The sequence below is a fragment of the Flavobacterium nitratireducens genome, assembly GCF_029625335.1.
GTDB lineage: Bacteria > Bacteroidota > Bacteroidia > Flavobacteriales > Flavobacteriaceae > Flavobacterium > Flavobacterium nitratireducens.
Map to the genome: position 1 here is coordinate 1150805 of NZ_CP121111.1, position 26056 is coordinate 1176860.

The window sequence follows — 26056 nt, forward strand, 5'->3', positions numbered from 1 at the left end:
GCATTTTAAAACCACTTAAAAAAGGACAAAAATCATCATTTTTTGCTATTCGTCGATAGTAAATCACATGGTAAAAACCCTCTTTTTAAACTATTTGTTTTTCCGACTATACTTTTTTATCATTTAAGCAAAATGTGGTTCAAAAAATCAGAATTTAAAAATTCTTCATATCGGGCAAAAATTATTCATTTTTAAAGCTTAATTTTATAATAAAACCAGACTATTATGGAATTGATTATTAGAGAATACGAGCTACAACTAAAGCACACATTCACAATCTCTAGAGAATCAATAGATACCCAACCCTCTTTAATAGTACAATTAAAAAGTGGTGGATTCTCAGGATATGGCGAAGCAACTTCAAATCCTTATTACAATATCACCGTACCCATGATGAAACAGGATTTAGAAGCAGTACAAATACTCATCGAATCAACAATTGATGAAACACCTGAAGATTTCTGGGCAAAAATGTATCCACAGCTTAAACATAATATGTTTGCCCTTTGTGCATTAGATATGGCTTACAACGATTTGTATGCACGTCAACAAGGAAAAAAACTACATGAACTTTGGCACTATAATATCGAAAGAAACCCTTTGACTAACTATACCATTGGGATTGATACGATAGACAAGATGGTGTCGAAAATGAAAGAGCTACCTTGGCCTATCTATAAAATCAAATTAGGAACGAGTAATGATATCGAAATTGTCAAAGCTTTAAGAGCACATACTAATGCTATTTTTAGAATTGATGCAAATTGTGGCTGGGGAATTGAAGAAACGCTAAACAACGCCATCGAACTAAAAAAATTAGGTGTTGAATTCCTAGAACAACCCTTAAAAGCGGATGATTGGGCAGGTCATGAATTCATTTACAAACATTCGGTGCTTCCTATAATTGCTGATGAAAGCTGTATTGTAGAACAAGATGTTGCCAAATGCTATAATCATTTTCATGGTATCAACATCAAACTAGTAAAATGTGGCGGATTAACTCCAGCACGCAGAATGATTGAACAAGCCAAAAGACTAGGATTAAAAACGATGGTGGGCTGCATGACGGAATCATCAGTTGGAATTTCAGCAATAGCCCATTTATTGCCTCAACTGGATTATGTGGATATGGATGGTGCTTTACTTTTATCGGAAGATATTGCCAAAGGAGTAAAAATAGCTCATGGAAAAATTGATTATTCAGAATTGAATGGAACCGGTGTTGTTTTAAAATAACTAAAATGACAGTAGAGGAATTCCCAAATCGAATTATAAAAATCGACAACGAAAAATACATATACTTTGGCGGGACAGCTTATTTAGGCTTACCGCCAAATAAAAAATTCCAAAAAATAGCAGCCAAAAACATCAAGCATTGGGGAACAGCTTATGGAAGTTCTCGAAATGCCAATATAAAACTTTCGGCTTATGAGAAAGGTGAAACTTTTTTAGCTGAATTTATTCAATCACAAGCCGCTCTTACTGTCTCTTCAGGTATGTTAGCAGCACAATTGGTTTTGAAACATTTGGAATTTGAAAACTTTCTTTTTTATCATTTTCCAAATAATCATAAAGCAATTTCACACAATAATAGTTCTCCTTTTTTCATAAATGGAAAAATCAACCCGAGGATATTAGATAATACAACAGAAAAAATAGCCATCCTCACAGACGCAGTTCCTTCTAATTCTGTTAATGCAGTTGATCTTAGCGTTTTAGAGCAAATCCCAAATCATAAAGAAATTGCCTTAGTAATTGACGAATCTCATTCTTTAGGAATAGTAGGTAAAGAGGGTTGTGGTTTGTATTCTTCTATACAATATAGCAATATCCAACATAAGATATTAGTATCTTCTTTAGGTAAAGCTTTAGGTGTATCAGGGGGTGTTGTTGCTGGAAGTAGTGTTTTTATTGAAAAACTAAAAAACAATGATATTTTTGTGTCGAGTGCAGGAATGAATCCTGCGTTTGTAAATACAATTGCCGAAGCAAAAAAAATAATCAAGAAACAACAAAAAAAACTTCAAGAAAATCTAACCTATTTAGGTTTAAAACTGGCGACTAATAATAAGATTCTCTTTGAACAAAATTATCCTGTTATTTACCCCAAGATTGAAAACATCAATACAATCCTGGCATCAAAAAAAATAATCATTACAAATTTCAAATATAATTCTGATAACGAATATCTGAATAGAATCATTATAACTGCGAATCACAAAAAAAAGGATTTAAATAAAATAATTAAAATCCTCAACGAATATCAAAATAAGCAGACTAGCTAACATGATAATAATGTACCTTTGTAAAAAATAAAACAAAATGACAAACAACGATATTTTTAAAAAATTACGTGTAGCCCTAATGCTTCGCGATGATCAAATAGTTGAAATTTTAGAATTGGTAGATTTTAGAATTTCTAAATCCGAATTGGGTGCATTTTTTCGTGATGAAAAACATCCTAACTATGTAGAATGTGGCGATCAAGTTTTACGTAATTTTTTAAATGGCCTTGTAATTCACTTAAGAGGGACTAAGGAAAACCCTAAAAACCCTAAGGAAGTTTTAGCTAAACATAAGTCCGAAATCCCTGCCAAAGCTAAAGAATCAGCTACTGGCGAACCTAATCAAGCTAAAACAAATTTTAAGAAAAAAACCAACTTTAAAAAACCAACTCCAAAAATTCAAGTGGTAGAAAAAGTAAAATTCAATAACGGAAAAAACAAAAAATCCTAAACTAGATAGCTAATTAAGATTTCTATTAAAATATAAATCCCGAGTACATACTCGGGATTTATTTGTTTAATTCATTCATCTTATTTTGTAAATTTTACTAGGAAAACAAGTCCTTTTCCTGTTTCTAAATCATCTGCTGAAATCTTTTTGTAGTTCAAGGTATTCTTGATAAAATAGTTTAAATCACTATTTGTAGTGTTTGTACTCATAACTACAATTTCACGATTTTCATTAAGTGCAATTCTCACTTTAACCAAAACTTCTTCTCCTAAACCGTCAAAACTTGGATAACTATTTAACATCTTACTGATCTCTTTGTAAGTGTCATCATAATCATTTGTTCCTTTAGTAGGATTCTCTTTTGCAAATGCTGTTGTTAAAAATAAAGTAGCAACAACTGATAATAATAATTTTTTCATGATTTCTAAATTTTAAATTAAACTTAAGTGTTTTTAGATTTCATTACTAAATTATTAAAAAATCTCAATCAAAAACTTAAATTATTATCAATACTACAAGTTTTGAGAGTTGTAAAAAATTACCAATTAAAAAATGAAACTATAATAAAAAAAAATACTTTAATTTTCATTATTCACATAAATAATAGAAATAACCTCGATAAAAAACACCAAAACACATCAAAACGAAGCTTATTTTGCATTATATTCAACAAAAAAAGCAACAAAATAAAGTCTCAAATCGACAATTTCATCGAAATGAGACTTTTTTACGATTGTAATGCTATTAAAAACTACTTCATAAATTTGACTAAAAACACCAGTCCGTTTCCAGAAGCCAACTCATTAGCCTCTAATTTTTGATAATTTAAAGTAGTTTTAATATAATTATTCAAAAAATCATCATCTGTACTTGTACTCATTACTACAATTTCATGATTTTCATTAATAACAATTCTAACTTTAACAACTGTATCCTCACCTATACCATCCAGCTGAGTATATGCATTTAACAGTTTTGACAATTCCTTATACGTCTCTGCGTAATTACTTTTTGTATTTGGAGTATCAGTAGCAGCAAATGCTGAAGTCATAAATAACGCTACTACAATAGATAAAAATAATTTTTTCATAATCTTTTTGTTTTTAATTACAGTTCAAAATTAGTACTGATTTTTAATCAAAAAACACAAAAACAATTACTTAACCCAATGATAAAAAACATAATCAATTACCTATTATAAGTAATAAAAATATTCTTTTCAAAAATTTCACAGCTTACAATAAAAGGAAACCAAAAATTAAATAAACACACAATAAACTTAAAAACTATAAAAAAAACTCAATAATTTACTCATTAATAATAGATTAACATAAGTATAGATAATCCTAAATTGATTTGTGAAAATAAAAAAAGCCCGTCTCAAATAAAGACGGGCCATTGTATATAACTAAGCTTTTTAACTAAGAAAGTGCAGCTTGTACTTGATCAGCAGCTTCTTGGAACTGAACAGCCGATAAAATTGGCATACCTGAATTATCAATTAATTCTTTTGCAATTTCAGCGTTAGTTCCTTGCAAACGAACAATGATTGGCACATTAATAGCATCACCCATGTTTTTGTATGCATCAACAACTCCTTGAGCAACACGGTCACAACGAACGATTCCACCAAAGATATTGATTAAGATTGCTTTTACGTTTGGATCTTTCAAAATGATACGGAAAGCTGTTTCAACACGTTTAGCATCAGCAGTTCCTCCTACATCAAGGAAGTTAGCTGGCTCAAAACCTGCATATTTAATCAAATCCATAGTTGCCATAGCAAGACCTGCACCGTTTACCATACACCCTACAGTACCATCAAGGTCCACATAGTTCAATCCTACTTCTTTAGCTTCTACTTCAATTGGATTTTCTTCACGTACATCACGCATGTCTGCATACACTTTTTGTCTGAACAATGCGTTATCGTCAATATTTACTTTAGCATCAACAGCTAAAATTTTATTATCAGATGTTTTTAAAACTGGATTGATTTCAAACATAGAAGCATCTGAACCAATATAAGCTTTATATAAAGCATCGATAAATTTCACCATTTCTTTGAATGCATTACCTGTAACACCTAAGTTAAATGCAATTCTTCTAGCTTGAAAACCTTGTAAACCAACAGCTGGGTCAATTTCTTCAGTAAAGATTAAGTGCGGAGTATGCTCAGCAACTTCCTCAATATCCATTCCACCTTCTGTAGAATACATAATCATATTACGTCCTGTAGCTCTGTTTAACAATACAGACACATAAAATTCTGAAGTTTCAGATTCTCCTGGATAGTAAACATCCTCTGCAATTAAAACTTTGTGAACTGTTTTACCTTCTGCAGATGTTTGAGGAGTAACTAATTGCATTCCGATGATTTCTTCTGCAATTCCTTCTACTTTGTCAATACCTTTAGCCAGTTTAACACCTCCACCTTTACCACGACCACCTGCGTGAATTTGTGCTTTAACTACGTACCAGCTCGTTCCTGTTTCGTTAGTTAATTGTTTTGCAGCAGCAACTGCTTCTACTGGACTATTTGCAACGATTCCGCGTTGAACGCGAACGCCATAGCTAGCTAAAATCTCTTTTCCTTGATATTCGTGTATGTTCATAATATAGAATTTGTCTGAATCTGATTTTATTTCAGAAAATAAGTCCGACAAAAGTAGAAAAAACGAACTTAAATGAGAAATCTTTTTATCGATTTAAAATATCTTATTGAGAAAGTTAAAAAAAAACGTCTTTTGCTTCTATATTTCTACCAAAAAAATGATTTCATAGCAAATAAAGAGAACAAACAAGCATTTTTACACAAAATTTCTCAATTTTGTTTTTAAAAAAACCAGAAATAATTGTCAATATATAAGGTCAAAATACAGTGAATATTAATAATTTGTTAATACTTAGCCTAAATAATGCAATTATTATTATAATTAATACATTTTTCTATTATTCCTGTAAAAGTAAGCTCGAATAGTCCAAATCAATGGATTATATTTAATGAAATATCTATTTTTGTAAAAAAAATTATCAAGCATGAAAGTTAAAGAACAAGGCCTTTATTTGCCAGAATTCGAGCATGAAAACTGTGGAGCTGGTTTTATCTGCAACCTTAAAGGTGAGAAAACAAATCAAATTATTCACGACGCATTAGAGATTCTAGTAAAGCTAGAACACCGTGGAGGTGTAAGTGCTGACGGGAAAACGGGAGATGGAGCTGGACTTTTAATTGACATTCCTCATGAATATTTCAATAGAGTTTGTGATTTCAAATTACCTGCCCCTAGAGAGTATGCTGTCGGGATGGTATTTTTACCAAAAATCAAAAATCAATACGTTTTTTGTAAAGACATATTTGAAAAAGAAATCAAAGCACAAGGACTTTCTGTTTTAGGATGGAGAGAAGTTCCTGTTGATTCTAGTCAATTAGGAGAAATTGCTTTAGCTTCTGAACCTACAATTGAACAATTGTTCGTAGGTAAAAATGAAGCCATTGATGAAGCAACCTTCAAAGCTAAATTGTACGCCGCTCGTAAGATTACAGAACACACTATTGCCAATTCTAAAATATCGCAAAGTTCTTATTTTTATGTTCCTAGTTTATCAACTACTACCTTAATATATAAAGGTATCATTATGCCTGAAGATATCGGGCCATATTATACGGACTTACAACAAACGGATTTAGTAACTCGTTTGGCTTTAGTTCACCAACGTTTCTCAACAAATACAATGCCTACATGGGAGTTAGCTCAGCCATTTAGATACATGTGTCAAAACGGTGAGATCAACACTTTGAGAGGAAACGTAAGTAGAATGCGTGTTCGCGAAGAAATCATGAAAAGTGATGTCTTTGGTCCACAAATAGAGAAATTATTCCCTATTATCTTACCTGGAAAATCGGATTCAGCTTCTATGGATATGGTTGTTGAATTACTTACACATACGGGACGTTCATTGCCTGAAGTTATGATGATGATGATTCCTGAAGCATGGGAGAAACACAAAACCATGTCTGAGGAAAGAAAAGCTTTCTACGAATACAATGCTTGCATCATGGAACCATGGGATGGACCTGCATCTGTACCATTCTCTGACGGTGATTATGTAGGAGCTTTATTAGACCGTAATGGTTTAAGACCTTCTCGTTATACAGTTACAAAGAGCGGAAAATTAATCATGGCATCTGAAATTGGTGTAGTAAACGTTGATCCAGAAGACGTAGAAAGCCATGGAAGATTAGAGCCAGGAAAAATGTTCTTAGTAGACATGAACGAAGGACGCATCGTAAATGATGAAGAAATCAAAAACAAAATCGTTTCTGAAAGACCATACCAAGAATGGTTAAAACAATACCGTTTACACCTAAGAGACGTACCTACTACAACTAAGGCTTGCCCAATCGAAACTATCGATTTAAAAACTAGAGAGCGTTTATTTAATTATACATTAGAGGACATTCAAGATGTTATCACTCCAATGGCTCAATCTGGAAAAGAAGCATTAGGCTCCATGGGTACTGATACTCCTCTTGCTGTATTATCAGATAGACCACAATTAATTCCCAACTATTTCAAACAATTATTCGCACAGGTTACTAACCCTCCATTAGATGGTATCCGTGAGGAAATTGTAACTGATATCAGCTTAGCATTGGGTCAGGACAGAAATATTTTTGATATTTCTAGTAAACAATGTAGAAAATTAAGAATTCAAAACCCGGTTATTTCTAACGATGATTTAGAAAAAATCAGAAATATTGATATCGATCATTTCAAAGCAGAAACTATTGAAATCTTATACAAAAAAGATAAAGGTTTAAATGGTTTAGAAAATGCTTTAGAAGATATCATCATTCAAATTACTAAAGCAGTAGATAGAGGAACTAATATTATTATCTTATCAGACAGAGGGGTTAATAAAGATTTCGCTCCAATTCCTGCATTATTAGCTTGTTCTTATGTTCACCACCAAATGAACCGTTTACGTAAGCGTTCTTATTTTGATATCATTATCGAATCTGCAGAACCACGTGAACCGCACCACTTCGCTACTTTATTCGGTTACGGAGCAAGTGCAATTAACCCATATATGGTGAACGAAATCATTCGTGTTCAAGTACAAGAAGGATTTATCACTGGAATCAGCGAGCAGAAAGCAGTTGACAACTTCAACAAAGCAATCGGTTCTGGTTTATTAAAAATCATGAACAAAATTGGAATCTCTACATTACACTCATACAGAGGTTCTCAAATTTTCGAAATTGTTGGTTTCAACTCTAAATTTGTTGAAAAATACTTCCCATACACTGCTTCAAGAATTGAAGGTATCGGACTGTATGAAATTGAAAAAGAAATCAACGAAAGATATTTATACGCTTATCCAGATGTATTAATCCCTAACCGTTTAGGATTAAACATTGGTGGAGAATACAGATGGAGAAGAAACGGAGAAAGACACTTATTCAACCCAACTACTATCGCTAAATTACAGCAAGCAGTACGTTTAAGTGATCAAGCTAGTTATGATGTGTATGCTAAAACAGTAAACGATCAGGCTAAAAATTTAATGACAATTCGTGGTCTTTTTGAATTTGACAACTTAGACCCAATTCCATTAGACGAAGTAGAACCATGGACAGCTATCGTAAAACGTTTCAAAACGGGTGCGATGTCTTACGGATCTATCTCTAGAGAAGCACACGAGAACTTAGCAATCGCAATGAACCGTATTGGAGGAAAATCCAATTCAGGTGAAGGTGGTGAGGACAGAACTCGTTTCCAACCAGATATTAATGGTGACAGTCGTAACTCGGCTATCAAACAAGTAGCTTCTGGACGTTTTGGAGTAACTTCTCACTACTTATCAAGTGCAAAAGAGATTCAAATTAAAATGGCTCAAGGTGCTAAACCTGGAGAAGGTGGTCAATTACCTGGTGAAAAAGTATTACCTTGGATTGCATCGGCTCGTAACTCAACTCCTTTCGTAGGATTGATTTCACCTCCACCACACCACGATATTTATTCAATTGAAGATTTAGCACAATTAATTTTCGACTTGAAAAATGCAAATAGAGAAGCACGCATCAACGTAAAATTAGTTTCTGAAGTTGGTGTTGGAACAATTGCAGCGGGTGTTGCAAAAGCAAAAGCGGATGTTGTATTGATCGCTGGTTATGACGGTGGAACTGGAGCTTCTCCATTAACATCATTAAAACACGCAGGTCTTCCTTGGGAACTTGGATTAGCGGAAGCACAACAAACTTTAGTACTAAATAACTTAAGAAGTCGTATTGTTGTAGAATGTGATGGTCAGTTAAAAACGGGACGTGACGTAGCTATCGCCGCTTTATTAGGTGCTGAAGAATTTGGTTTCGCTACTGCTCCACTAGTTGCTTCTGGATGTATTATGATGCGTAAATGTCACTTGAATACTTGCCCTGTAGGTATTGCTACTCAAGATAAAGAATTACGTAAAAACTTTAAAGGAACTCCTGAACACGTAATTAACTTCTTCTACTATGTAGCAGAAGAATTAAGAGGTATCATGGCTTCATTAGGTTTCAGAACAATGGAAGAAATGATTGGGCAAACACACAAAATCAATTCTAACAAAGCTATCACACACTACAAAGCCAGAGGTTTAGATTTATCATCAATCTTACATCGTCCAGCTGCGTATAAAAATATGGTAGTTCGTAATACTGAAAAACAAGATCATGGTCTAGACAACGTATTGGATTTCCAAATATTAAGAGATTCTCACCGTGCTTTATACAGAAAAGAAAAAATGACTCTAGATTATCCTATCAAGAACACAGATCGTTCTGTAGGTGCTATTGTTAGTAACGAAATTTCTAAAATCTACGGACACTTAGGTCTGCCAGAAGACACTTTAAACATTAATTTCACTGGTTCAGCAGGACAAAGTTTAGGAGCATTTAGTGCACACGGATTAACTTTTACTGTAGAAGGAAACACCAATGACTATTTAGGTAAAGGTTTATCTGGAGCTAAATTAATCATCAAGAAACCAGCAAAAGCTACTTTTGTTGCTTCAGAAAACATTATCGTAGGTAACGTTTGTTTATTTGGAGCTATTGAAGGAGAAGCATTCATCAACGGTATTGCAGGAGAGCGTTTTGCAGTACGTAACTCAGGAGCTGTAGCAGTTGTTGAGGGTGTGGGTGACCACGGTTGTGAGTACATGACTGGAGGAAAAGTAGTTGTTCTGGGTAAAACTGGAAGAAACTTTGCTGCAGGTATGAGTGGTGGTATCGCTTATATCTATGATCCTCAAAACAAATTCAAAAACGGATTGTGTAACACTGAAACAATCGAGTTTGAAACAGTTGAAGGAAAAGAAGCTGATGAATTAAAACACTTAATTGAAAGACACGTTCAGTACACTAACAGTACTAAAGGAGCTGAATTGTTAAGTGACTGGAACACTAGCTTAGAGAATTTTGTAAAAGTAATGCCTACAGAATACAAAAAAGCGTTAAAACGCTTAGAAACTGAGGAACAAATGGTAGAAGAATTAACAGCATAATACAATGGGAAAAGTAACAGGTTTTAAAGAATTCGAAAGACAAGATGAATCATACACAGCAGTAGAAGAGCGTGTTGGACATTATAAAGAATTTACAGTTCCTTTGAGTGAAGCTGAAATTACAAAACAAGGATCTCGTTGTATGGATTGTGGTATTCCATTTTGTCACAGTGGATGTCCTTTAGGGAATTTAATCCCTGATTTCAACCACATGGTTCACCAAGGTGAATGGCAAAAAGCTTCTTGGATATTACATTCAACAAATAACTTCCCTGAATTTACAGGGCGTTTATGTCCAGCTCCATGTGAAAAAGCATGTGTACTAGGAATTATCAATGATCCTATTTCTATTGAAAACATAGAAAAAAATATTGTGGAGCGTGCATTCCAAGAAGGTTGGATTAAACCACAACCACCAAAAACAAGAACTGGTAAAACAGTTGCTGTTGTTGGTTCGGGACCTGCAGGTTTAGCAGCTGCACAACAATTAAACAGAGCAGGTCATACTGTAACTGTTTTTGAAAGAGACAATGCTATTGGAGGATTATTACGTTATGGAATTCCTAATTTCAAATTAGAAAAAGAAATTATCGACAGACGTATAGCTATTCTTGAAGCAGAAGGTATCACTTTCAAAGTAAACACTAATGTAGGTGTTAACTACTCTATTGAAGACTTAAAAGCATTTGATTCTATCGTACTTTGTGGTGGAGCAACTGAAAGAAGAGGTTTACCTACTCCTGGTGCTGATGCTGATGGTGTAGTTCAGGCAATGGATTTCTTAACACAACAAACAAAAGTGGTTTGGGGTGAAAAAATCGAAAACCAAGTTTTAGCAACTGGTAAAGATGTTATCGTAATCGGTGGTGGAGATACAGGTTCTGACTGTGTGGGAACATCAAACCGTCAAGGTGCAAAATCAGTTACAAACTTTGAGATTATGCCAAAACCACCTGTTGGAAGAAGTGAGTCTACACCATGGCCATTCTGGCCTTTACAGTTAAAAACATCAACTTCTCACAAAGAAGGATGTAATAGAAACTGGTTAATTAATACTAAAGAATTCATCAAAGATGCTAATGGTAAATTAACTGCTCTTAAAACTGTAAATGTTGAATGGAAAATGGTTCCAGGACAACGTCCAGAATTAATCGAGATTGAAGGTTCTGAACAAATCTGGCCATGTGACTTAGCTTTATTAGCTTTAGGATTTACAGGACCCGAGAAAAATTTAGCAGAACAATTAGGTCTTGAAACTGATTTTAGAAGTAACTATAAAGCAAACAATTACCAAACTAATGTTCCAAATATATTTACTGCAGGAGATATGAGAAGAGGACAATCATTAATCGTTTGGGCAATCTCTGAAGGTCGTGAGGCAGCAAGAGAAGTTGATTTGTTTTTAATGGGAACTACAAACCTTCCTACTAAAGAAGGTGGAGATTTACCTCCATTGTAGTATATCTATAAAGTATATAAAAGGCTATCTGAGAGCAATTTCAGATAGCCTTTTTGCTTTTATAGTTTCTTGAAAATATATTATGTGATAAAAATACATAAAAAAATCACTTAAGGTTATTTATGTAACTTATTGTTAGAATTTGTTAGAAATAACTATATCTATTGTAGTATCAATAAAGAATAATAAATTTGTACAAAATTCACACCAATGCAATCTAAAGACTTACTTCAATTAGCAGAACAATTTGGCACACCACTATATGTATACGATGCCGAAAAAATAAAATCACAATATAACAGACTAACTAAAGCTTTTTCTAAAGTAGAAAAACTACGCATTAACTATGCAATGAAAGCCCTGTCTAATATATCTATCCTACAACTATTAAAAGATATGGGATCTGGACTAGACACGGTATCAATTCAAGAAGTACAATTAGGACTTCATGCAGGATATGCACCAGATAGAATTTTCTATACACCAAATGGAGTTTCCTTAGAAGAAATTGAAGAGGTACACGCTTTAGGAGTTCAAATCAATATTGACAACCTATCCATTTTGGAACAATTTGGTGCAAAACATCCAACGGTTCCAGTTTGTATTCGTATCAATCCACACGTTATGGCTGGAGGAAACGAAAACATTTCAGTAGGTCATATCGATAGTAAATTTGGTATTTCCGTACACCAATTGCCTCACTTAGTTCGTATTGTTGAAAACACTAAAATGAACATTGTAGGTATCCACATGCACACAGGTTCTGATATTTTAGACATCGAAGTATTCTTGTATGCTGCTGAAATCTTATTTGACGCTGCTAGAAACTTCAAAAATCTGGAATTCTTAGACTTTGGAAGTGGATTTAAAGTACCTTACAAAAAAGATGATATTGAAACTGACATTGAAGAATTAGGTAAAAAGTTATCAAAAAGATTCAATGCTTTTTGCGACGAATATGGTAAAGAATTGACATTAATTTTTGAACCAGGTAAATTCTTGGTGAGTGAAGCCGGTTTCTTCTTAGCAAAAGTTAATGTGGTAAAACAAACCACTTCGACTGTTTTTGCAGGAATCGATTCTGGATTCAATCATTTAATTCGTCCTATGTTTTATGGTTCACAACACCATATCGAAAACATTTCAAATCCGAAAGGGAAAGAGCGTTTTTACTCTATCGTTGGGTACATCTGTGAAACAGATACGTTTGCAAGCAACCGTAGAATTCAAGAAATTGCAGAAGGAGATATTCTATGCTTTAGAAATGCTGGTGCTTACTGCTATTCTATGTCTTCGAACTATAATTCAAGATACAAACCAGCAGAAGTATTATGGATTAACGGAGAAGGGCATTTAATTAGAGCTCACGAAACTTTCGAAGATTTATTAAAAAATCAAATTCCATTACCTGCTACAGTAACACTATAGTAGAATACAATGATAAAAAAAGGGACTTTAAACAGTCCCTTTTTTAGTATTATTTAGTTTCCAAAACCTCTGTCAAAACCTCAGCTTCTGTTCCGTTAGGAAAATCAATTCTTATTTTCTGAGCGATCGTAGGAGCAATCTGTGTAATAACTTTTCGATCAAAAGACTCCCCTTTTTTGATATTCCATCCGTAAAATAATAAAGGCACATGTGTATCATAATTGAATGGTGTTCCGTGAGAAGTTCCTTTTCCTTCATGTGCACTATACCCTGCTTTTTCTAAAAGAACTAAATCTCCGTTTTGTTTAGGATCATAACCTCTAAAAACAGCGTTCAAATAAAAATCAGTACTATTTGCTGACAAAATTTCTTCCTCTGAATAGACACGTTTTATATGAGAAAAACTCATTACATACTCTTTAAACTTATTTTTTAAAATGTCTAAATCCAAGTTGCTTTCCTTAATTTTCTTTTTATCAAAAAACAAATTATAGTTGGAATAGTCTAACACAAAATCCGCCCCAAAATTAGCTTTCGAAAAATCACGCAACTTATTTACAAACAATGAATAATCAACAGGTTCTATAGGATACTTACTATCCTTTAAAAATTGTTGATTCTCAGCAGCGGCATGATCTGAAGTTAAAAACAACAAATAATTACCCTTACCTACTTTTTTATCCAAGAACTCTAAAAAATGAGCGATGGTCTCGTCTAATCGCAAATAAGTATCCTGAACCTCTCTAGAACGTGGCCCTGTCAAATGTCCTATATAATCTGTTGATGAAAAACTAAGCGTTAAAAAATCGGTCACTTCATCAGCCCCTAAACCTTCATTAATGATAGTTTCTTTCGCAAAATCAGCTATGAAATCATTCCCATACGGTGTTCTCTTTATGACTTTAGCTCCATATTTTGCATACATAGATTTTAAATCATAGGGAAAAACAGGCTTTTTACTACCAAACAACAAACCCTCATAATCATTATCATCCGCTAAACTTTCATTATAAACAGATTCTGATTTCAACAAAGTCCAATCTTTACTTAAATAGGTTTCATAATTTTTCTTTGCATTAAAATCGTCCACCCATTTTGGTAATTCTTTCCCATAAAAAGTACTTGAAATAAAATTTCCCGAATCACTCAACCAAAAAGCCCAATTAGCAAAATGTCCTGCTGGAAGTATCGAACCACGATCTTTTACGCTTACACCTATTACTTTTCCTTTAAAATTAGTTGCTAAACGTAACTCATCTGTTACAGTTGAAGTTTCTAAATTAACAGGAGACATTTTTCCCTCTTCTACCTTCCCCTTACCCAATATACTAACCGATGCATCATCAGTGCAATATTTATCTTTTGCTATCGACTTATCAAACCAAGTATTACCTACAATTCCATGTACTGCTGGTATAGTCCCTGTATAAATAGAAGCATGTCCAGGACCAGTATAAGTAGGCATATAATTGTATTGTGTGTTATGAAAAACATAACCTTCACCCATTAGCTTTCGGAATCCATTTGCTGAAAAGTCATCAGCGTAACGATATAAATATTCCATTTTCATTTGATCGACCACAACTCCCACAACTAACTTTGGTCTTTGTTGGGCGTAAGAATTAAAAATTGCTATAGAAGCAAAAAGTAAGGTTATTTTTTTCATGCTTAAATTATGTTTTCGGACAAAAATACAAATTAAATAGCGAGCTTAAGATTATCAAAAAGTTAAATATACTTGACTCAAACTATCCAGAAATATGAATCTACACTATTTTATAAACCATAATATCCTATTTTTGTACTATACCATTTAATCCTTCCAATTAAAAAAACAATGAAATTAAATCCTATTGTTTTTTACAAAGCATTACTAAAAAATATAGCATTTCGGTAATCCTTTTTATTTTATTCATTGTTAATTCATACGCAACAAAAGGAAAATGGACTAGTAAAACTACGGGAACCAGTATTGAATACAAAACTTTTAAATCGAACCAACCCATCAAAGATTATGCAGGTAATTATCTAACGGTTGTTTATCTAGAAAATTTGTCTTTTAAAAAAATTGGTCGTTATAGTAATAAGAAAAATGTAAATTGGTTACTCTCCCAAGGGTACAGAGTTATTGAATTGGATTATAAAAAAAACAAAAATGCCAAAGCATTAAAAATAAATGAAGACATCATAGCTATCAATGATTCGATTGCTTCAGGCAGATTTTGTGGTTTAAAAAACTGCTCCTTATACAAATCTTATATTTTGTTTGAAGGTTACCGCATTGCTAGAAATCTAAGTTATTTTGTTGATAAGCCAAAAATATACAACACCCCAGAGGAATACATTGTAGGCGATTCATTGCATATGGACATCATATATCCTGTTAAGCCTAAAATCAAAATTCCTACCCTTCTCTCTTTCTCGTATAGCAATAGTTATGCATTTTATGATAATAAAAAAGGGAAACTTACAGATACCTACAAAGATCAAAGACTCAAACTTTTCTATACTCTTGCAGGTTTTAACGATTCCTTTTTAGAAGGTGCTCCTGCAAATGGCATGGCATGGGCAATCGCCGATCATCCAAAATATTGCCAATGGGGAAAAGGAAAACCAGAAAATGGTCCAAATGACGCCTACAAATCGTTTCTAACCAATCCTGATGCTGCCCAAAAAGTAAAATCAGCGATTAGAACCTTACGTGCTTTTGGAGCAAATATTGGGCTTTCAGATAAAATAGGTCTTTTTGGATTTTCCAGAGGTTCAACAGCTGGTTCGTTAGCTATTGGCGATAAAAAAATTAAAGAAATAGAGAACGCAGGTTTTAATCATACTATTTCTGATGACATACAAGCAGCTGCTTTAGGTCCAGGCGTATTTGATTACACCCTAATTTACAACACCCTCGATGATGGAGATAAAAATTTAGAACAAAGATGCCCTTTGGTTTGGGGACCTTTAGAACAAAATCGAAAACTTTGGGAAACCATGGGGGCTTCTTTTTTGGTGGAAAAAACTGCTGCTCCTACGCTATTCTTCTATAATACGGATGATGATCGCTATTATGAAGATCAAATCAACCATTTTAAAAACAAATTAGACAAATTAGGAGTTACAACAGCCACACTTATCAATTATGGCAAAGGACATGCTATTCCGCAAACAGAGACAAGTCTAAATACGCTTTATAGCTTCTTAAAAACCACCTTAATCCTCCAAAATTGAATAAATAGAATCACAACAATCAAGATTTGAATTGACAAAAATCAAATGTGATATCTAGTAAGAAAATTTAGTTTCATTACTCATCTTGTCTTTTTCGGTTCCTAAAACCCTCTAAAAAACTAAAAAACAATACTTTAAAAACAAAACACAGTTGACTGACTGAACACCAAAATGTATTTATAAACTTGCTTAAAAAAAATACCAACAACTTATAAAACTTTTGTTGATTTTTATTTTTATTTATTCTAAATAATTCTTGCGTAAACCATTTTTTGATTTTACATTTGCACTGTTATTTTAAATAAATCCAAATAAAGAACAAAATGAAAAGAATTTTACTGCCTACAATAGCATTATTATTTTCAATATCTAATCAAGCTCAAGAGATTGCTTCCGCTTTAAATTATAATACATCTGAAGTTACTGCAGATCCTCTTGACACCATCAAGAACAAAAAAGGACAAATCCTTAGAGAAGTTACCGTAACCGGAAACAAACCTCAAAAACCGGTTTCTGTTTCTAGAGCAGGAATAAAACCAATGGATTTACCACAAAGTGTTCAGGTTATCGATAATGAAATTATCACGCAACAACAAGCTATTCGTTTAAGTGAAGTAATCAAAAATGCAAACGGTGTTTATGTAGGTTCTGCTCGTGGTGGTGCTCAGGAATCATTCTGGTCCAGAGGTTATGATATGTCTGCCAACAATATGTTTAAAAACGGATTCAGATATAATGCCGGTTCCATCCCTGAGGTTTCTGGTTTAGAAAGAGTAGAATTCTTAAAAGGAGGTTCTGCCTTATTATTCGGAAATGTTGCCCCCGGAGGAATAATGAATTTAGTTACTAAAACTCCGAAATTTACTAGAGGTGGAGAAATCAATATGCAAATAGGAAGTTATGATTACTACAAACCTTCAGTAGATTTTTACGGCCCTCTAAATAAATATATTGCCTATCGTTTTAATGGTTCGTATGAAAATGCAAAAAGCTTTAGAGATTATGTAAAAAACGAGCGTATATACTTTAACCCTTCGTTTTTATTTAATATTAGTGAAAAAACAAATATTACGGTTCAGGGAGATTACTTAAATGCTGATTGGACACCAGATTTTGGAACAGGAATTATTGGAGAAACTATCTTAGATATGCCTAGAAATATTTACTTTGGTGCACTTTGGTCAACAGGTAACACAAAATCGTCTAGTGCTTCTATTTTATTCAATCATGATTTTAATAAAAATTGGAAATTAGCATTTAATTCTTCATACCAATCGTACAGAAGAACTCAAAAATCTACTGCTCAATTAAACACTGTTGCCACTAATGGTGACTGGAAACGTGGTTTAACTCAGGCAGATGCTGCTGAAAACATCTTTGGTGACCAATTGAGTTTACAAGGAACTTTTAACACCGGAAAAATTAAACATCAAATTTTTACAGGTGTAGATTACGAATATTCATTAGCACCAAGTTATACTTTTGCTTTCTATGCAAGTCCAACTTCTTCAACGGTTATTACTACTGAAAGTACAGCAATTAATCTATTTAACTACGATTACGGTACTCAAAGTACCGTAGCACCATTTTCGAAAGCAACTCAATTAGGAACTACAAATACGCAACGTTTTGGAGCTTATGCTCAAGATTTAATTTCTATTAATGAATACATTAAAGTATTAGGAGGAATCCGTTGGTCATGGCAAGAAGCAGAAGTTGATACAAAAGTGTTATCTACAGGAATTACAACCACTTCGGCTAAAACATTAAACAGAGCCTATTCTCCAAAAGGAGGTATCGTAATCCAACCAAACAGAGACATGTCTATTTTTGCGAGTTATTCAAATTCATTTACTCCAAATACTGGAACTACAGTTGATTTAAAAACATTAGCACCTTCAATCATTGATCAATATGAAGTAGGTATCAAAAAAGATTTCTGGAGAGGGATTTTAAGTACGAATGTTACTTTATACCAAATAAACAATAACAATTTAGCTCAAACAGCACAATTCCTAGCTGATGGAGTGACACAAAACGTTAATGCTAATTTAAAAGAATTAGTAGGTGCTACTAAAGGAAAAGGTATAGAAATTGATATTACAGCTAAACCTGCTGAGGGTTTAAACATCATGGCTGGTTATAGTTTTAATGAGACAAAAATCTCTAAATCTTCAGGAACACATGGAAGTCTTATTGTAGGTGATATTCTTACCAGAACTCCAAGACATACGGCAAACTTGAGTTTCTTTTATAAATTACCTAGTGGTAAATTAAAAGGATTAAGTTTTGGAGCTATTGCAAACTATATGGGGGATCGCACAGGAGGTTGGAACAATGACTACCAATGGGCTCTTAATACAGATACACCGGAACCAAATGACTATAAAGTAACAATAAGAAATCGTGATTTTCCAATAGAAGGTTATGCTACAGTTGATGCTTCTGTAGGTTATGAGTGGAAAAAATTCTCTATCTTATGTAAACTATCAAACATTACAAACGAATTGAATTACACTGTACACGAAAACTATAGTACAAATCCAATTGCTCCTCGTCAAATTATGACAAGCCTTAAGTACAAATTCTAAAAACAATATTTGATATATTTTTTTCAAAAGCTCCTCTAAGGAGCTTTTTTTATTTTAAATCATTTGAACAAAATTAATTATCTTTAAAAACCATTGAAAACCAATCCTTTTTATCATGAAAAAAATCGCAAAGGAAGATATCAGTCAGGAAATATTTGACTTATACGACGACTACGCCCATAATAAAATTGAACGTCGACAATTTATCGAAAAACTTTCTGTTTTTGCAGTTGGCACACTTACGCTACCTTCGCTATTAAGTTTTATTACTCCCGATTATGTAAATTCAATCACCATTAAAAAAGATGATCCAAGAATTATTTCGGAATATTTGACTTATGATTCTCCCAAAGGAGGTGGAAAAATCAAAGGTTTACTTTCCAAACCGAGCAAAATCCGTAAAAAAATCCCAGCTGTTATTGTAGTGCATGAAAACCGTGGTCTAAATCCGTATATTGAGGATGTAGGTCGTCGATTAGCTGTGGATGGATTTATCAGTTTAGCTCCAGACGCTTTAACTCCACTTGGAGGTTACCCAGGCAACGACGATGCAGGACGAGAACTTCAGAAAAAAAGAGACCGTTATGAAATGCTAGAAGATTTTATTGCTGCCTACTATTCCTTAAAAAATAATCCAGATTGTAATGGACATATAGGTGTTGTTGGATTTTGTTTTGGAGGATGGATAGCTAATCTAATGGCTGTAAAAATACCAACTTTAGGAGCTGCTGTCCCTTTTTATGGCGGACAACCTACCGCCGAAGAAGCCGAACAAATCAAAACGCCTTTATTATTACAATATGCAGGATTAGATACTCGAGTAAATGAAGGATGGCCAGCATTTGAAGCTGTTTTAAAGAAAAACAATGTTCCAAACACCGCTCACATTTATCCAAATGTAAATCATGGTTTTCACAATAACACCACTCCTCGTTATGATGAAAAAGCAGCCACATTAGCCTGGACTAGAACTATTGATTTTTTTATAGAGAAATTAAAATAAAAAGAATAGGCAAATTTTATTTTTTTTACCGCAAATTTGAAAATAAGTAATTCAAATTTGCGGTATTTTTTTAAAAATTCAATCCAATAGGAAACTCAATTTTTCTCGTAAAATAAATCATTTTCGCAGATTTAAAAAATAAATTTACTTTCAAATCATTTAGTAGTACCTTTGCAGCTCAAATTATTAAAATGAGATTACACAGAAACTTAGTATATACTACCATTGATTCTCTAAATGCGATATTTAACGAAGGAGAATATGCCGATAAAGTAGTAGCAAGAGCACTAAAAAAAGACAAACGTTGGGGAAGTTCCGATAGAAAATTTGTCGCAGAAACCATCTACGAAATAGTTCGTTGGAAAAGACTATATGCCGAGATTGCCGAAGTTAAAGAACCATTTGACAGAGACAATCTTTGGAGAATGTTTGCTGTTTGGGCTGTTTTAAGAGGTTACCCAATTCCTGATTGGCGTCAACTAGAAGGCACACCTGAAAGAAAAATTAAAGGCCGTTTTGACGAATTATCAAGAAACCGAGTTTTCAAAGAATCTATTCCAGACTGGATGGATGAGATAGGAGTGAAAGAATTAGGCGAAAAAGTGTGGGCAAAAGAAATTGCAGCTCAAAATCAACCCGCCAAAGTAATTCTTAGAACCAATACTCTAAAAACTACTAAAGAAAAACTAAGAGCCATTCTAATGGACTTAGACATTGAAACCGAATATCTGGAAGAACAAGCAGATGCTTTGGTCTTAAAAGAACGTGCGAATGTTTTTTTAACAGATGCTTTCAAAGAAGGTTTGTTTGAAGTTCAGGATGCCAGTTCACAATTAGTTGCTCCTTTCCTAGATGTAAAACCTGGAATGCGCGTTGTTGATACTTGTGCTGGTGCTGGTGGAAAAACCTTGCACATTGCTTCATTAATGGAAAATAAAGGCCAATTGATTGCAATGGATTTATATGAAAGTAAATTAAAACAATTAAAACTAAGAGCTAAAAGAAACGGCGTTTTCAATGTTGAGTACCGAATCATTGATACCACCAAAGTAATTAAAAAATTACACGAAAAAGCAGACCGTGTATTGATTGATGCTCCTTGTAGTGGTTTAGGTGTTTTGAAAAGAAATCCAGATGCCAAATGGAAATTGCAACCTGAGTTTATTGACAACATCCGTAAAGTTCAGGCAGAAGTTTTGGAAAACTATTCTAAAATTGTAAAACCAGGAGGAAAATTAGTTTACGCTACCTGTTCAGTACTTCCATCAGAAAATCAAGAACAAGTAGAACGTTTCTTAAAAACGGATATTGGAAAACAATTTACTTTTATCAAAGATCACAAAATATTAACTTCGGAATCTGGTTTTGATGGATTCTATATGGCTTTGTTGGAGAGAAAGATATAGTTTTCAGTCGCAGAAGACAGAAGGCAATAAAAAAGGGATTTTCAGTTTGAAAATCCCTTTTTTTATCTTTATTTTAGGTAATGTGGTCAAAAATGGTTGGTGATTTTTCATTTTGGATTAGTTAAATTAGGCTGTCAAATTGAAGAGGAAGTTGGCTCTGCTGAGGAGCAACCAACCAGCAATAAATTTGATGATTATACGATAATTAAAAGGATAGTTTTTAGCTATCCTTTTTTTGTTTAATTATCGGCAATCTGATATGGCTTAGAAAAACCTATTTCAGATTTGGTTTTTATAATATAAATACCATTTCAAGAAGTTCTTCCTATTGGCTAAACTTAATCCTCTATGGATATTCAAGTTGCCTTTTAAGTGTCCAAAAAAGGATTCTAGAGAGTTTGTTGAGTTGGGTATTTTATCATCCTTCAAGTACAGGAACATATTAGGTATAGCTTTTTTGATTACATTAAATGATCTTCTAACCATTTTATGAGTATACCAATATCTTCCTGTTTCAATATTATATGATTTTTGGTTAATAAAATCTCTATATCGTTCTTCCCATTGAATGAGTTCTATTAGCCATAATTGTCGTTTGTATTCAGAATCAATATGATGGATTTTTATTGCTATTTGTTTGAGTTCAAAACCTGATTTATGTTTAGGGTTCTGTGTAAGCCATATTCTACACATTCTTGAAATATGGACTAAACATCGTTGAAAAGGTACTCTTGGACAAACTTTTTTAATGGCCTTTATAGATGATTTATCTCCATCAGATGTAATGCTTTTTATTTTGATTCCTAGACTTAATAAATTTTGCAAGTCTTCTGCTATTTCTTCAAAATGCTCTCCATTAGTCATTCTATAAAGCTGTGTCGACTTTAAATGAAAGTTTCTATAAACCACCAGACAAATATCGTTAGGAAAATAAGTTCCATCAATTACCAGGTAAATTTCATCTGTTGAACTAAATTCTAAAATTGGAGCTTTGGATAGCATTTTAGAAAAATAACGTTGTAATGTACTTTTGCTATACCCTGATTCGACCGATATTTTATCAAATGTATCTTTCCCTATTACCCAGTTTCTAAACCAAATTTCTTTATTAGAATCCGAAACTGATTTATTATTTGATGTAAATAATTGTCCGCAATCTTTGCACTTAAATCGTTGTTTATTTTCTCTTTTTCCCCATTTAATAGTTTGAAGACTTTTACATGTGGGACAGCGCTTTTTTTTGAGTTATTCATAAATAAAAAAAGTTTATTGAAACGAATTTCAATAAACTTTCGGAAACATCATATTTCACAATGCTTTGCAGCGTTTTTACCAACCATTTTTGACTATTAAACCTTATTAAAATTCCGAAATCTAAATTCTAAAATCTGAATTCTAAAAATTAGTCGTTCATAGAAATTAAAAACTCCTCGTTGTTTCTTGTTTTCTTGAATCTATCATTGATAAATTCCATTGCTTCAACTGGATTCATATCAGAAAGGTATTTTCTCATAATCCACATTCTTTGTAGTGTATCTTTATCCAATAATAAATCATCTCTACGAGTACTTGATGAAGTCAAATCGATAGCTGGAAAAATACGTTTATTAGCAATTTTTCTATCCAATTGCAATTCCATATTACCAGTTCCTTTGAACTCTTCGAAAATAACCTCATCCATTTTCGAACCTGTTTCTGTCAACGCAGTAGCAATAATACTTAACGAACCTCCTTTTTCAACATTACGAGCCGCTCCAAAGAAACGTTTTGGTTTTTGCAATGCATTAGCATCTACCCCACCACTTAATACTTTACCAGAAGCTGGCTGTACTGTATTATAAGCTCTTGCTAAACGCGTAATCGAGTCCAATAAGATTACTACATCATGACCACATTCTACCAATCGTTTAGATTTTTCAAGTACAATATTCGCAATTTTTACGTGTTCTTGTGGTTCTCTGTCAAAAGTGGAAGCAATTACTTCTCCACGTACCGAACGTTGCATATCTGTAACCTCCTCAGGACGCTCGTCAATCAATAAAACAATTAGATATACTTCAGGATGATTAGCCGCAATAGCATTTGCTATCTCTTTCAACAACATGGTTTTACCAGTTTTAGGTTGCGCCACAATCATACCACGTTGTCCTTTCCCTATTGGAGAAAACAAATCAATAATACGGGTTGAAATGGTACTTTGTCTTTCGGCTAATTTGAATTTTTCAGAAGGGAAAATTGGAGTTAAATGCTCGAATGAAATTCTGTCTCTAACCACTTGTGGATCATGTCCGTTGATTTTTAATACACGAACTAACGGGAAAAACTTCTCACCTTCTTTTGGAGGTCTTACCACTCCTTTTACGGTGTCACCTGTTTTTAATCCAAATAATCTAATTTGTGAAGTAGACAAATAAATATCATCGGGAGAAGCTAAATAATTATAATCGGAAGAACGTAAAAATCCGTAACCGTCAGGCATCATTTCCAGTACACCTTCACTTTCAATGATTCCATCAAATTCAAAGTCGGCGTCTCTAAAATTATTGTTCTTTTTATTTTTAAAATTCTGATTTTGATTTGGATTAGAATTCTGGTTTTGATTTGGGTTTTGGTTAGAATTCTGATTCTGTTTATTCTGGTTAGGATTAATTTTCTTTTGTGGTGTTGGAGCAGAAACCTCTGCATTTGTAACTACCTGAACAGCATCATCTGTTGAAGTTGATTCTGCAGCAACAGGCGTTTCGGTTGAAACTTCTTTGTGTTCTTTATTCTTTTTTAAAGCAATTTTCTTTTCATAGTTGGCTTTATTAAACTTTACAACCTTGGTTTTGCCAGTACTTTCACCTCCATTATTTTTTTCTTCTGCTTTTGGTTCTTGTACAATTTCGTTTTCGGTTGTTTCTGAAGGAAAATCAATTTTTCCCTCATTTATTTCCACTGCCGCTGCTTCTGGCGCTACAGCAGCTAAGGTCTTATCTTTAGCAACTGTTTGTTTTTTTACAGGAGCAATACGAGTACGTTTAGGCTTATCTTCTGTTTCAGCAGCTATTGGTTTTTCATCAGCAACAGTAGTAGCTTCTAACGATTTTTGAAAATCCAAAATACTTGTAATTAAGGCTTCTTTTTTAACACCGTTGTATTTTATTGTTTTAGCAGCTTTAGCTATTTGTTGAAGCTCAGAAAGCTTCATTTCTTTTAATGCCGAAATATCAAACATGAATGTTTTATGAATTTAATTTAAAATGGGGAACCTTGAAAAATTAATAGGTGTATTTTTTTCTTTGAATTGACCGCAGTATGAAGTGCTTACGGTATTGTATTGCAATAATACGAATAAAAATTTAGCATACAATAGTATTTTAAAAAAAGAAAATATATTTTTGTAGAGCAATATTGATACTATGTTACAGAGAATCCAAACCGTATATTTACTTTTAGCTTTTGTTATCACAGGAGTACTTAGTATTGTTTTTCCATTATGGACTTTAGAAAACAATATCGATTTCTTTGCAAGAAATAATACTCTTTACACAATTTTGTTTGGGTTAAGTACCACTTTGTCACTATTAAGCATTTTATCCTATAAAAAAAGACAGAATCAATTTGTTCTTGGCAGATTGAATATGATATTAAATTTGATTTTATTAGGATTGTTTTTATATCATTCACTAAATTTATCTGGAGAAACGCCAAAAGTTTCTGAGAAAGGTATTGGGATGTTTCTACCTATTTTTGCAATTGTTGCATTAGTTTTAGCTAATAAAGCAATCAAAAAGGATGAAGATCTTGTAAAATCTGTGGATCGATTGAGGTAAACCTATAAATTTTAATTTATTAGTGCGAAGGAAACCCGAATTTATATTCGGGTTTTTTTGTTTTATTTTTTTTACATTTGACTATAAGAAACTTATTATGAAAAAAACAATACGAATTCATCTTGCCGACGACCACAAAGTACTAATTGATGGTATGCGAACTTTATTGAATTCGACTCCTAATTTCAATGTTGTTGGTTTTTCATTGAAAGGCACTACCCTTTATGAAGAGGTAACCAATAACGCTACTGATATATTAGTATTAGACATTAATATGCCTGAAAAAGATGGTATTGAAGTACTCAAAGAATTTTCTAAAAAAGGCTATCCTTGCAAAGTAATTGTTCTTTCTTCCTATGAGGACGTCAAAATAATCCAAGAAGTCATGAAATTAGGAGCTAGCGGTTATTTGACAAAACAATGCGCTGGTGAAAATATTGTTGAAGCCATACAAGTTGTCAATACTGGTGAAGAATACTTCTCTAATCAAGTTCGTGAAATCATATTCAATTCGGCAACCAAAAAAACCCAAAATTAAATTCAACAACAATAAGCCCAGAATACCAATTAACGGGACGTGAAATAGAAATCATAACGTTAATTGCATTGGAATATAGTGGAAAAGAAATTTCAGAAAAACTTTTTATTAGCTCCAATACAGTTGAAACACATCGTAAAAACATACTCAAAAAACTTAACGCTAAAAACACAATTAGTTTGGTCAAATTTGCGCTGAAAAACAACCTAATCAAACCTTAACTTCTAGCCTCCTTATCGTTTATGACGTTTAAAAAATGTTTTTATAGCTTTCTATTAGTACTCATTTGCTGCAGTACTAA

Annotated in this window: 18 protein-coding genes and 1 pseudogene; 13 read left to right on the forward strand and 6 right to left on the reverse strand. The window is 33.1% G+C overall.

Annotation, left to right across the window (positions count from 1 at the left end):
* Positions 1-225 precede the first annotated feature (225 nt).
* The 3 genes from P5P90_RS05440 to P5P90_RS05450 are packed head-to-tail and all read left to right on the forward strand — an operon-like array spanning position 226 to position 2736.
* Positions 226-1236: a dipeptide epimerase gene (locus tag P5P90_RS05440; RefSeq protein WP_278036174.1), complete on the forward strand. Its 1011-nt coding sequence runs from the start codon at positions 226-228 to the stop codon at positions 1234-1236.
* Positions 1237-1241: 5 nt separating this feature from the next.
* Positions 1242-2285 carry an aminotransferase class I/II-fold pyridoxal phosphate-dependent enzyme gene (locus tag P5P90_RS05445; RefSeq protein WP_278036175.1) on the forward strand — a complete coding sequence of 348 codons (1044 nt, stop codon included), beginning with the start codon at positions 1242-1244 and terminating at the stop codon, positions 2283-2285.
* 37 nt (positions 2286-2322) lie between these two features.
* Positions 2323-2736, forward strand: coding sequence for a DUF1456 family protein (locus P5P90_RS05450; protein WP_278036176.1), 414 nt, complete (start codon positions 2323-2325; stop codon positions 2734-2736).
* 80 nt (positions 2737-2816) lie between these two features.
* On the opposite strand, the gene P5P90_RS05455 is transcribed toward P5P90_RS05450, so the two are convergent.
* The 3 genes from P5P90_RS05455 to sucC all read right to left on the reverse strand — a co-directional run bounded on the left by P5P90_RS05455 (position 2817) and on the right by sucC (position 5351).
* Positions 2817-3155 carry a hypothetical protein gene (locus P5P90_RS05455; protein ID WP_278036177.1) on the reverse strand — a complete coding sequence of 113 codons (339 nt, stop codon included), beginning with the start codon at positions 3153-3155 and terminating at the stop codon, positions 2817-2819.
* A gap of 332 nt (positions 3156-3487) precedes the next feature.
* Complete coding sequence (locus P5P90_RS05460; protein ID WP_278036178.1) at positions 3488-3787, reverse strand: hypothetical protein; 300 nt, start codon at positions 3785-3787, stop codon at positions 3488-3490.
* Between the two features lie 370 nt (positions 3788-4157).
* Positions 4158-5351 (reverse strand): ADP-forming succinate--CoA ligase subunit beta, encoded by a 1194-nt coding sequence (gene sucC / locus P5P90_RS05465; protein WP_278036179.1) that lies wholly within the window; start codon positions 5349-5351, stop codon positions 4158-4160.
* Positions 5352-5775: 424 nt separating this feature from the next.
* Here sucC and gltB point away from each other — a divergent pair, with 424 nt between their 5' ends.
* From gltB to lysA, 3 genes are all read left to right on the forward strand, one after another.
* Positions 5776-10290 carry a glutamate synthase large subunit gene (gene gltB / locus P5P90_RS05470; RefSeq protein ID WP_278036180.1) on the forward strand — a complete coding sequence of 1505 codons (4515 nt, stop codon included), beginning with the start codon at positions 5776-5778 and terminating at the stop codon, positions 10288-10290.
* A gap of 4 nt (positions 10291-10294) precedes the next feature.
* Positions 10295-11749 (forward strand): glutamate synthase subunit beta, encoded by a 1455-nt coding sequence (locus P5P90_RS05475; RefSeq protein ID WP_278036181.1) that lies wholly within the window; start codon positions 10295-10297, stop codon positions 11747-11749.
* 210 nt (positions 11750-11959) lie between these two features.
* Positions 11960-13177, forward strand: coding sequence for a diaminopimelate decarboxylase (gene lysA / locus P5P90_RS05480; protein ID WP_278036182.1), 1218 nt, complete (start codon positions 11960-11962; stop codon positions 13175-13177).
* A 49-nt stretch (positions 13178-13226) separates the two neighbouring features.
* On the opposite strand, the gene pafA is transcribed toward lysA, so the two are convergent.
* Positions 13227-14843 carry an alkaline phosphatase PafA gene (gene pafA / locus P5P90_RS05485; protein ID WP_278036183.1) on the reverse strand — a complete coding sequence of 539 codons (1617 nt, stop codon included), beginning with the start codon at positions 14841-14843 and terminating at the stop codon, positions 13227-13229.
* Between the two features lie 386 nt (positions 14844-15229).
* Here pafA and P5P90_RS05490 point away from each other — a divergent pair, with 386 nt between their 5' ends.
* The 4 genes from P5P90_RS05490 to P5P90_RS05505 all read left to right on the forward strand — a co-directional run bounded on the left by P5P90_RS05490 (position 15230) and on the right by P5P90_RS05505 (position 21402).
* Positions 15230-16402, forward strand: coding sequence for an alpha/beta hydrolase family protein (locus P5P90_RS05490; RefSeq protein ID WP_278036184.1), 1173 nt, complete (start codon positions 15230-15232; stop codon positions 16400-16402).
* A gap of 323 nt (positions 16403-16725) precedes the next feature.
* Positions 16726-18993, forward strand: a complete 2268-nt coding sequence (locus P5P90_RS05495) for a TonB-dependent siderophore receptor (protein ID WP_278036185.1) — start codon at positions 16726-16728, stop codon at positions 18991-18993.
* 115 nt (positions 18994-19108) lie between these two features.
* Positions 19109-19996: a dienelactone hydrolase family protein gene (locus P5P90_RS05500; protein WP_278036186.1), complete on the forward strand. Its 888-nt coding sequence runs from the start codon at positions 19109-19111 to the stop codon at positions 19994-19996.
* A 191-nt stretch (positions 19997-20187) separates the two neighbouring features.
* On the forward strand, positions 20188-21402 hold the full coding sequence (locus P5P90_RS05505; protein ID WP_278036187.1) for an RsmB/NOP family class I SAM-dependent RNA methyltransferase: 1215 nt from the start codon (positions 20188-20190) through the stop codon (positions 21400-21402).
* 279 nt (positions 21403-21681) lie between these two features.
* On the opposite strand, the pseudogene P5P90_RS05510 reads toward P5P90_RS05505, so the two are convergent.
* A pseudogene (locus tag P5P90_RS05510) lies at positions 21682-22623 on the reverse strand (IS256 family transposase, variant Zn-binding type); the annotation flags it as partial.
* Between the two features lie 181 nt (positions 22624-22804).
* Entirely contained in the window at positions 22805-24619 is a 1815-nt protein-coding gene (gene rho, locus P5P90_RS05515; protein WP_278036189.1) for a transcription termination factor Rho, read from the reverse strand.
* Positions 24620-24803: 184 nt separating this feature from the next.
* On the opposite strand from rho, the gene P5P90_RS05520 reads away from it, so the two are divergent.
* From P5P90_RS05520 to P5P90_RS14130, 3 genes are all read left to right on the forward strand, one after another.
* Positions 24804-25217 (forward strand): DUF4293 domain-containing protein, encoded by a 414-nt coding sequence (locus P5P90_RS05520; RefSeq protein WP_278036190.1) that lies wholly within the window; start codon positions 24804-24806, stop codon positions 25215-25217.
* A gap of 97 nt (positions 25218-25314) precedes the next feature.
* Positions 25315-25755, forward strand: a complete 441-nt coding sequence (locus P5P90_RS05525; protein ID WP_340696443.1) for a response regulator — start codon at positions 25315-25317, stop codon at positions 25753-25755.
* A 68-nt stretch (positions 25756-25823) separates the two neighbouring features.
* A complete protein-coding gene (locus P5P90_RS14130) occupies positions 25824-25976 on the forward strand; it encodes a response regulator transcription factor (RefSeq protein ID WP_340696444.1) in 153 nt (50 codons plus the stop codon).
* Positions 25977-26056 lie beyond the last annotated feature (80 nt).

Bases quoted from the DNA above. Each gene is read 5' to 3' on its own strand.
- sucC (WP_278036179.1), bottom strand. From the start codon at position 5,351: ATGAACATACACGAATATCAAGGAAAAGAGATTTTAGCTAGCTATGGC.
- P5P90_RS05475 (WP_278036181.1), top strand. From the start codon at position 10,295: ATGGGAAAAGTAACAGGTTTTAAAGAATTCGAAAGACAAGATGAATCA.
- lysA (WP_278036182.1), top strand. From the start codon at position 11,960: ATGCAATCTAAAGACTTACTTCAATTAGCAGAACAATTTGGCACACCA.
- P5P90_RS05525 (WP_340696443.1), top strand. From the start codon at position 25,315: ATGAAAAAAACAATACGAATTCATCTTGCCGACGACCACAAAGTACTA.
- P5P90_RS05445 (WP_278036175.1), top strand. From the start codon at position 1,242: ATGACAGTAGAGGAATTCCCAAATCGAATTATAAAAATCGACAACGAA.
- P5P90_RS05450 (WP_278036176.1), top strand. From the start codon at position 2,323: ATGACAAACAACGATATTTTTAAAAAATTACGTGTAGCCCTAATGCTT.
- P5P90_RS05460 (WP_278036178.1), bottom strand. From the start codon at position 3,787: ATGACTTCAGCATTTGCTGCTACTGATACTCCAAATACAAAAAGTAAT.
- P5P90_RS05455 (WP_278036177.1), bottom strand. From the start codon at position 3,155: ATGAAAAAATTATTATTATCAGTTGTTGCTACTTTATTTTTAACAACA.
- P5P90_RS05495 (WP_278036185.1), top strand. From the start codon at position 16,726: ATGAAAAGAATTTTACTGCCTACAATAGCATTATTATTTTCAATATCT.
- P5P90_RS05520 (WP_278036190.1), top strand. From the start codon at position 24,804: ATGTTACAGAGAATCCAAACCGTATATTTACTTTTAGCTTTTGTTATC.
- pafA (WP_278036183.1), bottom strand. From the start codon at position 14,843: ATGAAAAAAATAACCTTACTTTTTGCTTCTATAGCAATTTTTAATTCT.
- rho (WP_278036189.1), bottom strand. From the start codon at position 24,619: ATGTTTGATATTTCGGCATTAAAAGAAATGAAGCTTTCTGAGCTTCAA.
- P5P90_RS05440 (WP_278036174.1), top strand. From the start codon at position 226: ATGGAATTGATTATTAGAGAATACGAGCTACAACTAAAGCACACATTC.
- gltB (WP_278036180.1), top strand. From the start codon at position 5,776: ATGAAAGTTAAAGAACAAGGCCTTTATTTGCCAGAATTCGAGCATGAA.
- P5P90_RS05500 (WP_278036186.1), top strand. From the start codon at position 19,109: ATGAAAAAAATCGCAAAGGAAGATATCAGTCAGGAAATATTTGACTTA.
- P5P90_RS05505 (WP_278036187.1), top strand. From the start codon at position 20,188: ATGAGATTACACAGAAACTTAGTATATACTACCATTGATTCTCTAAAT.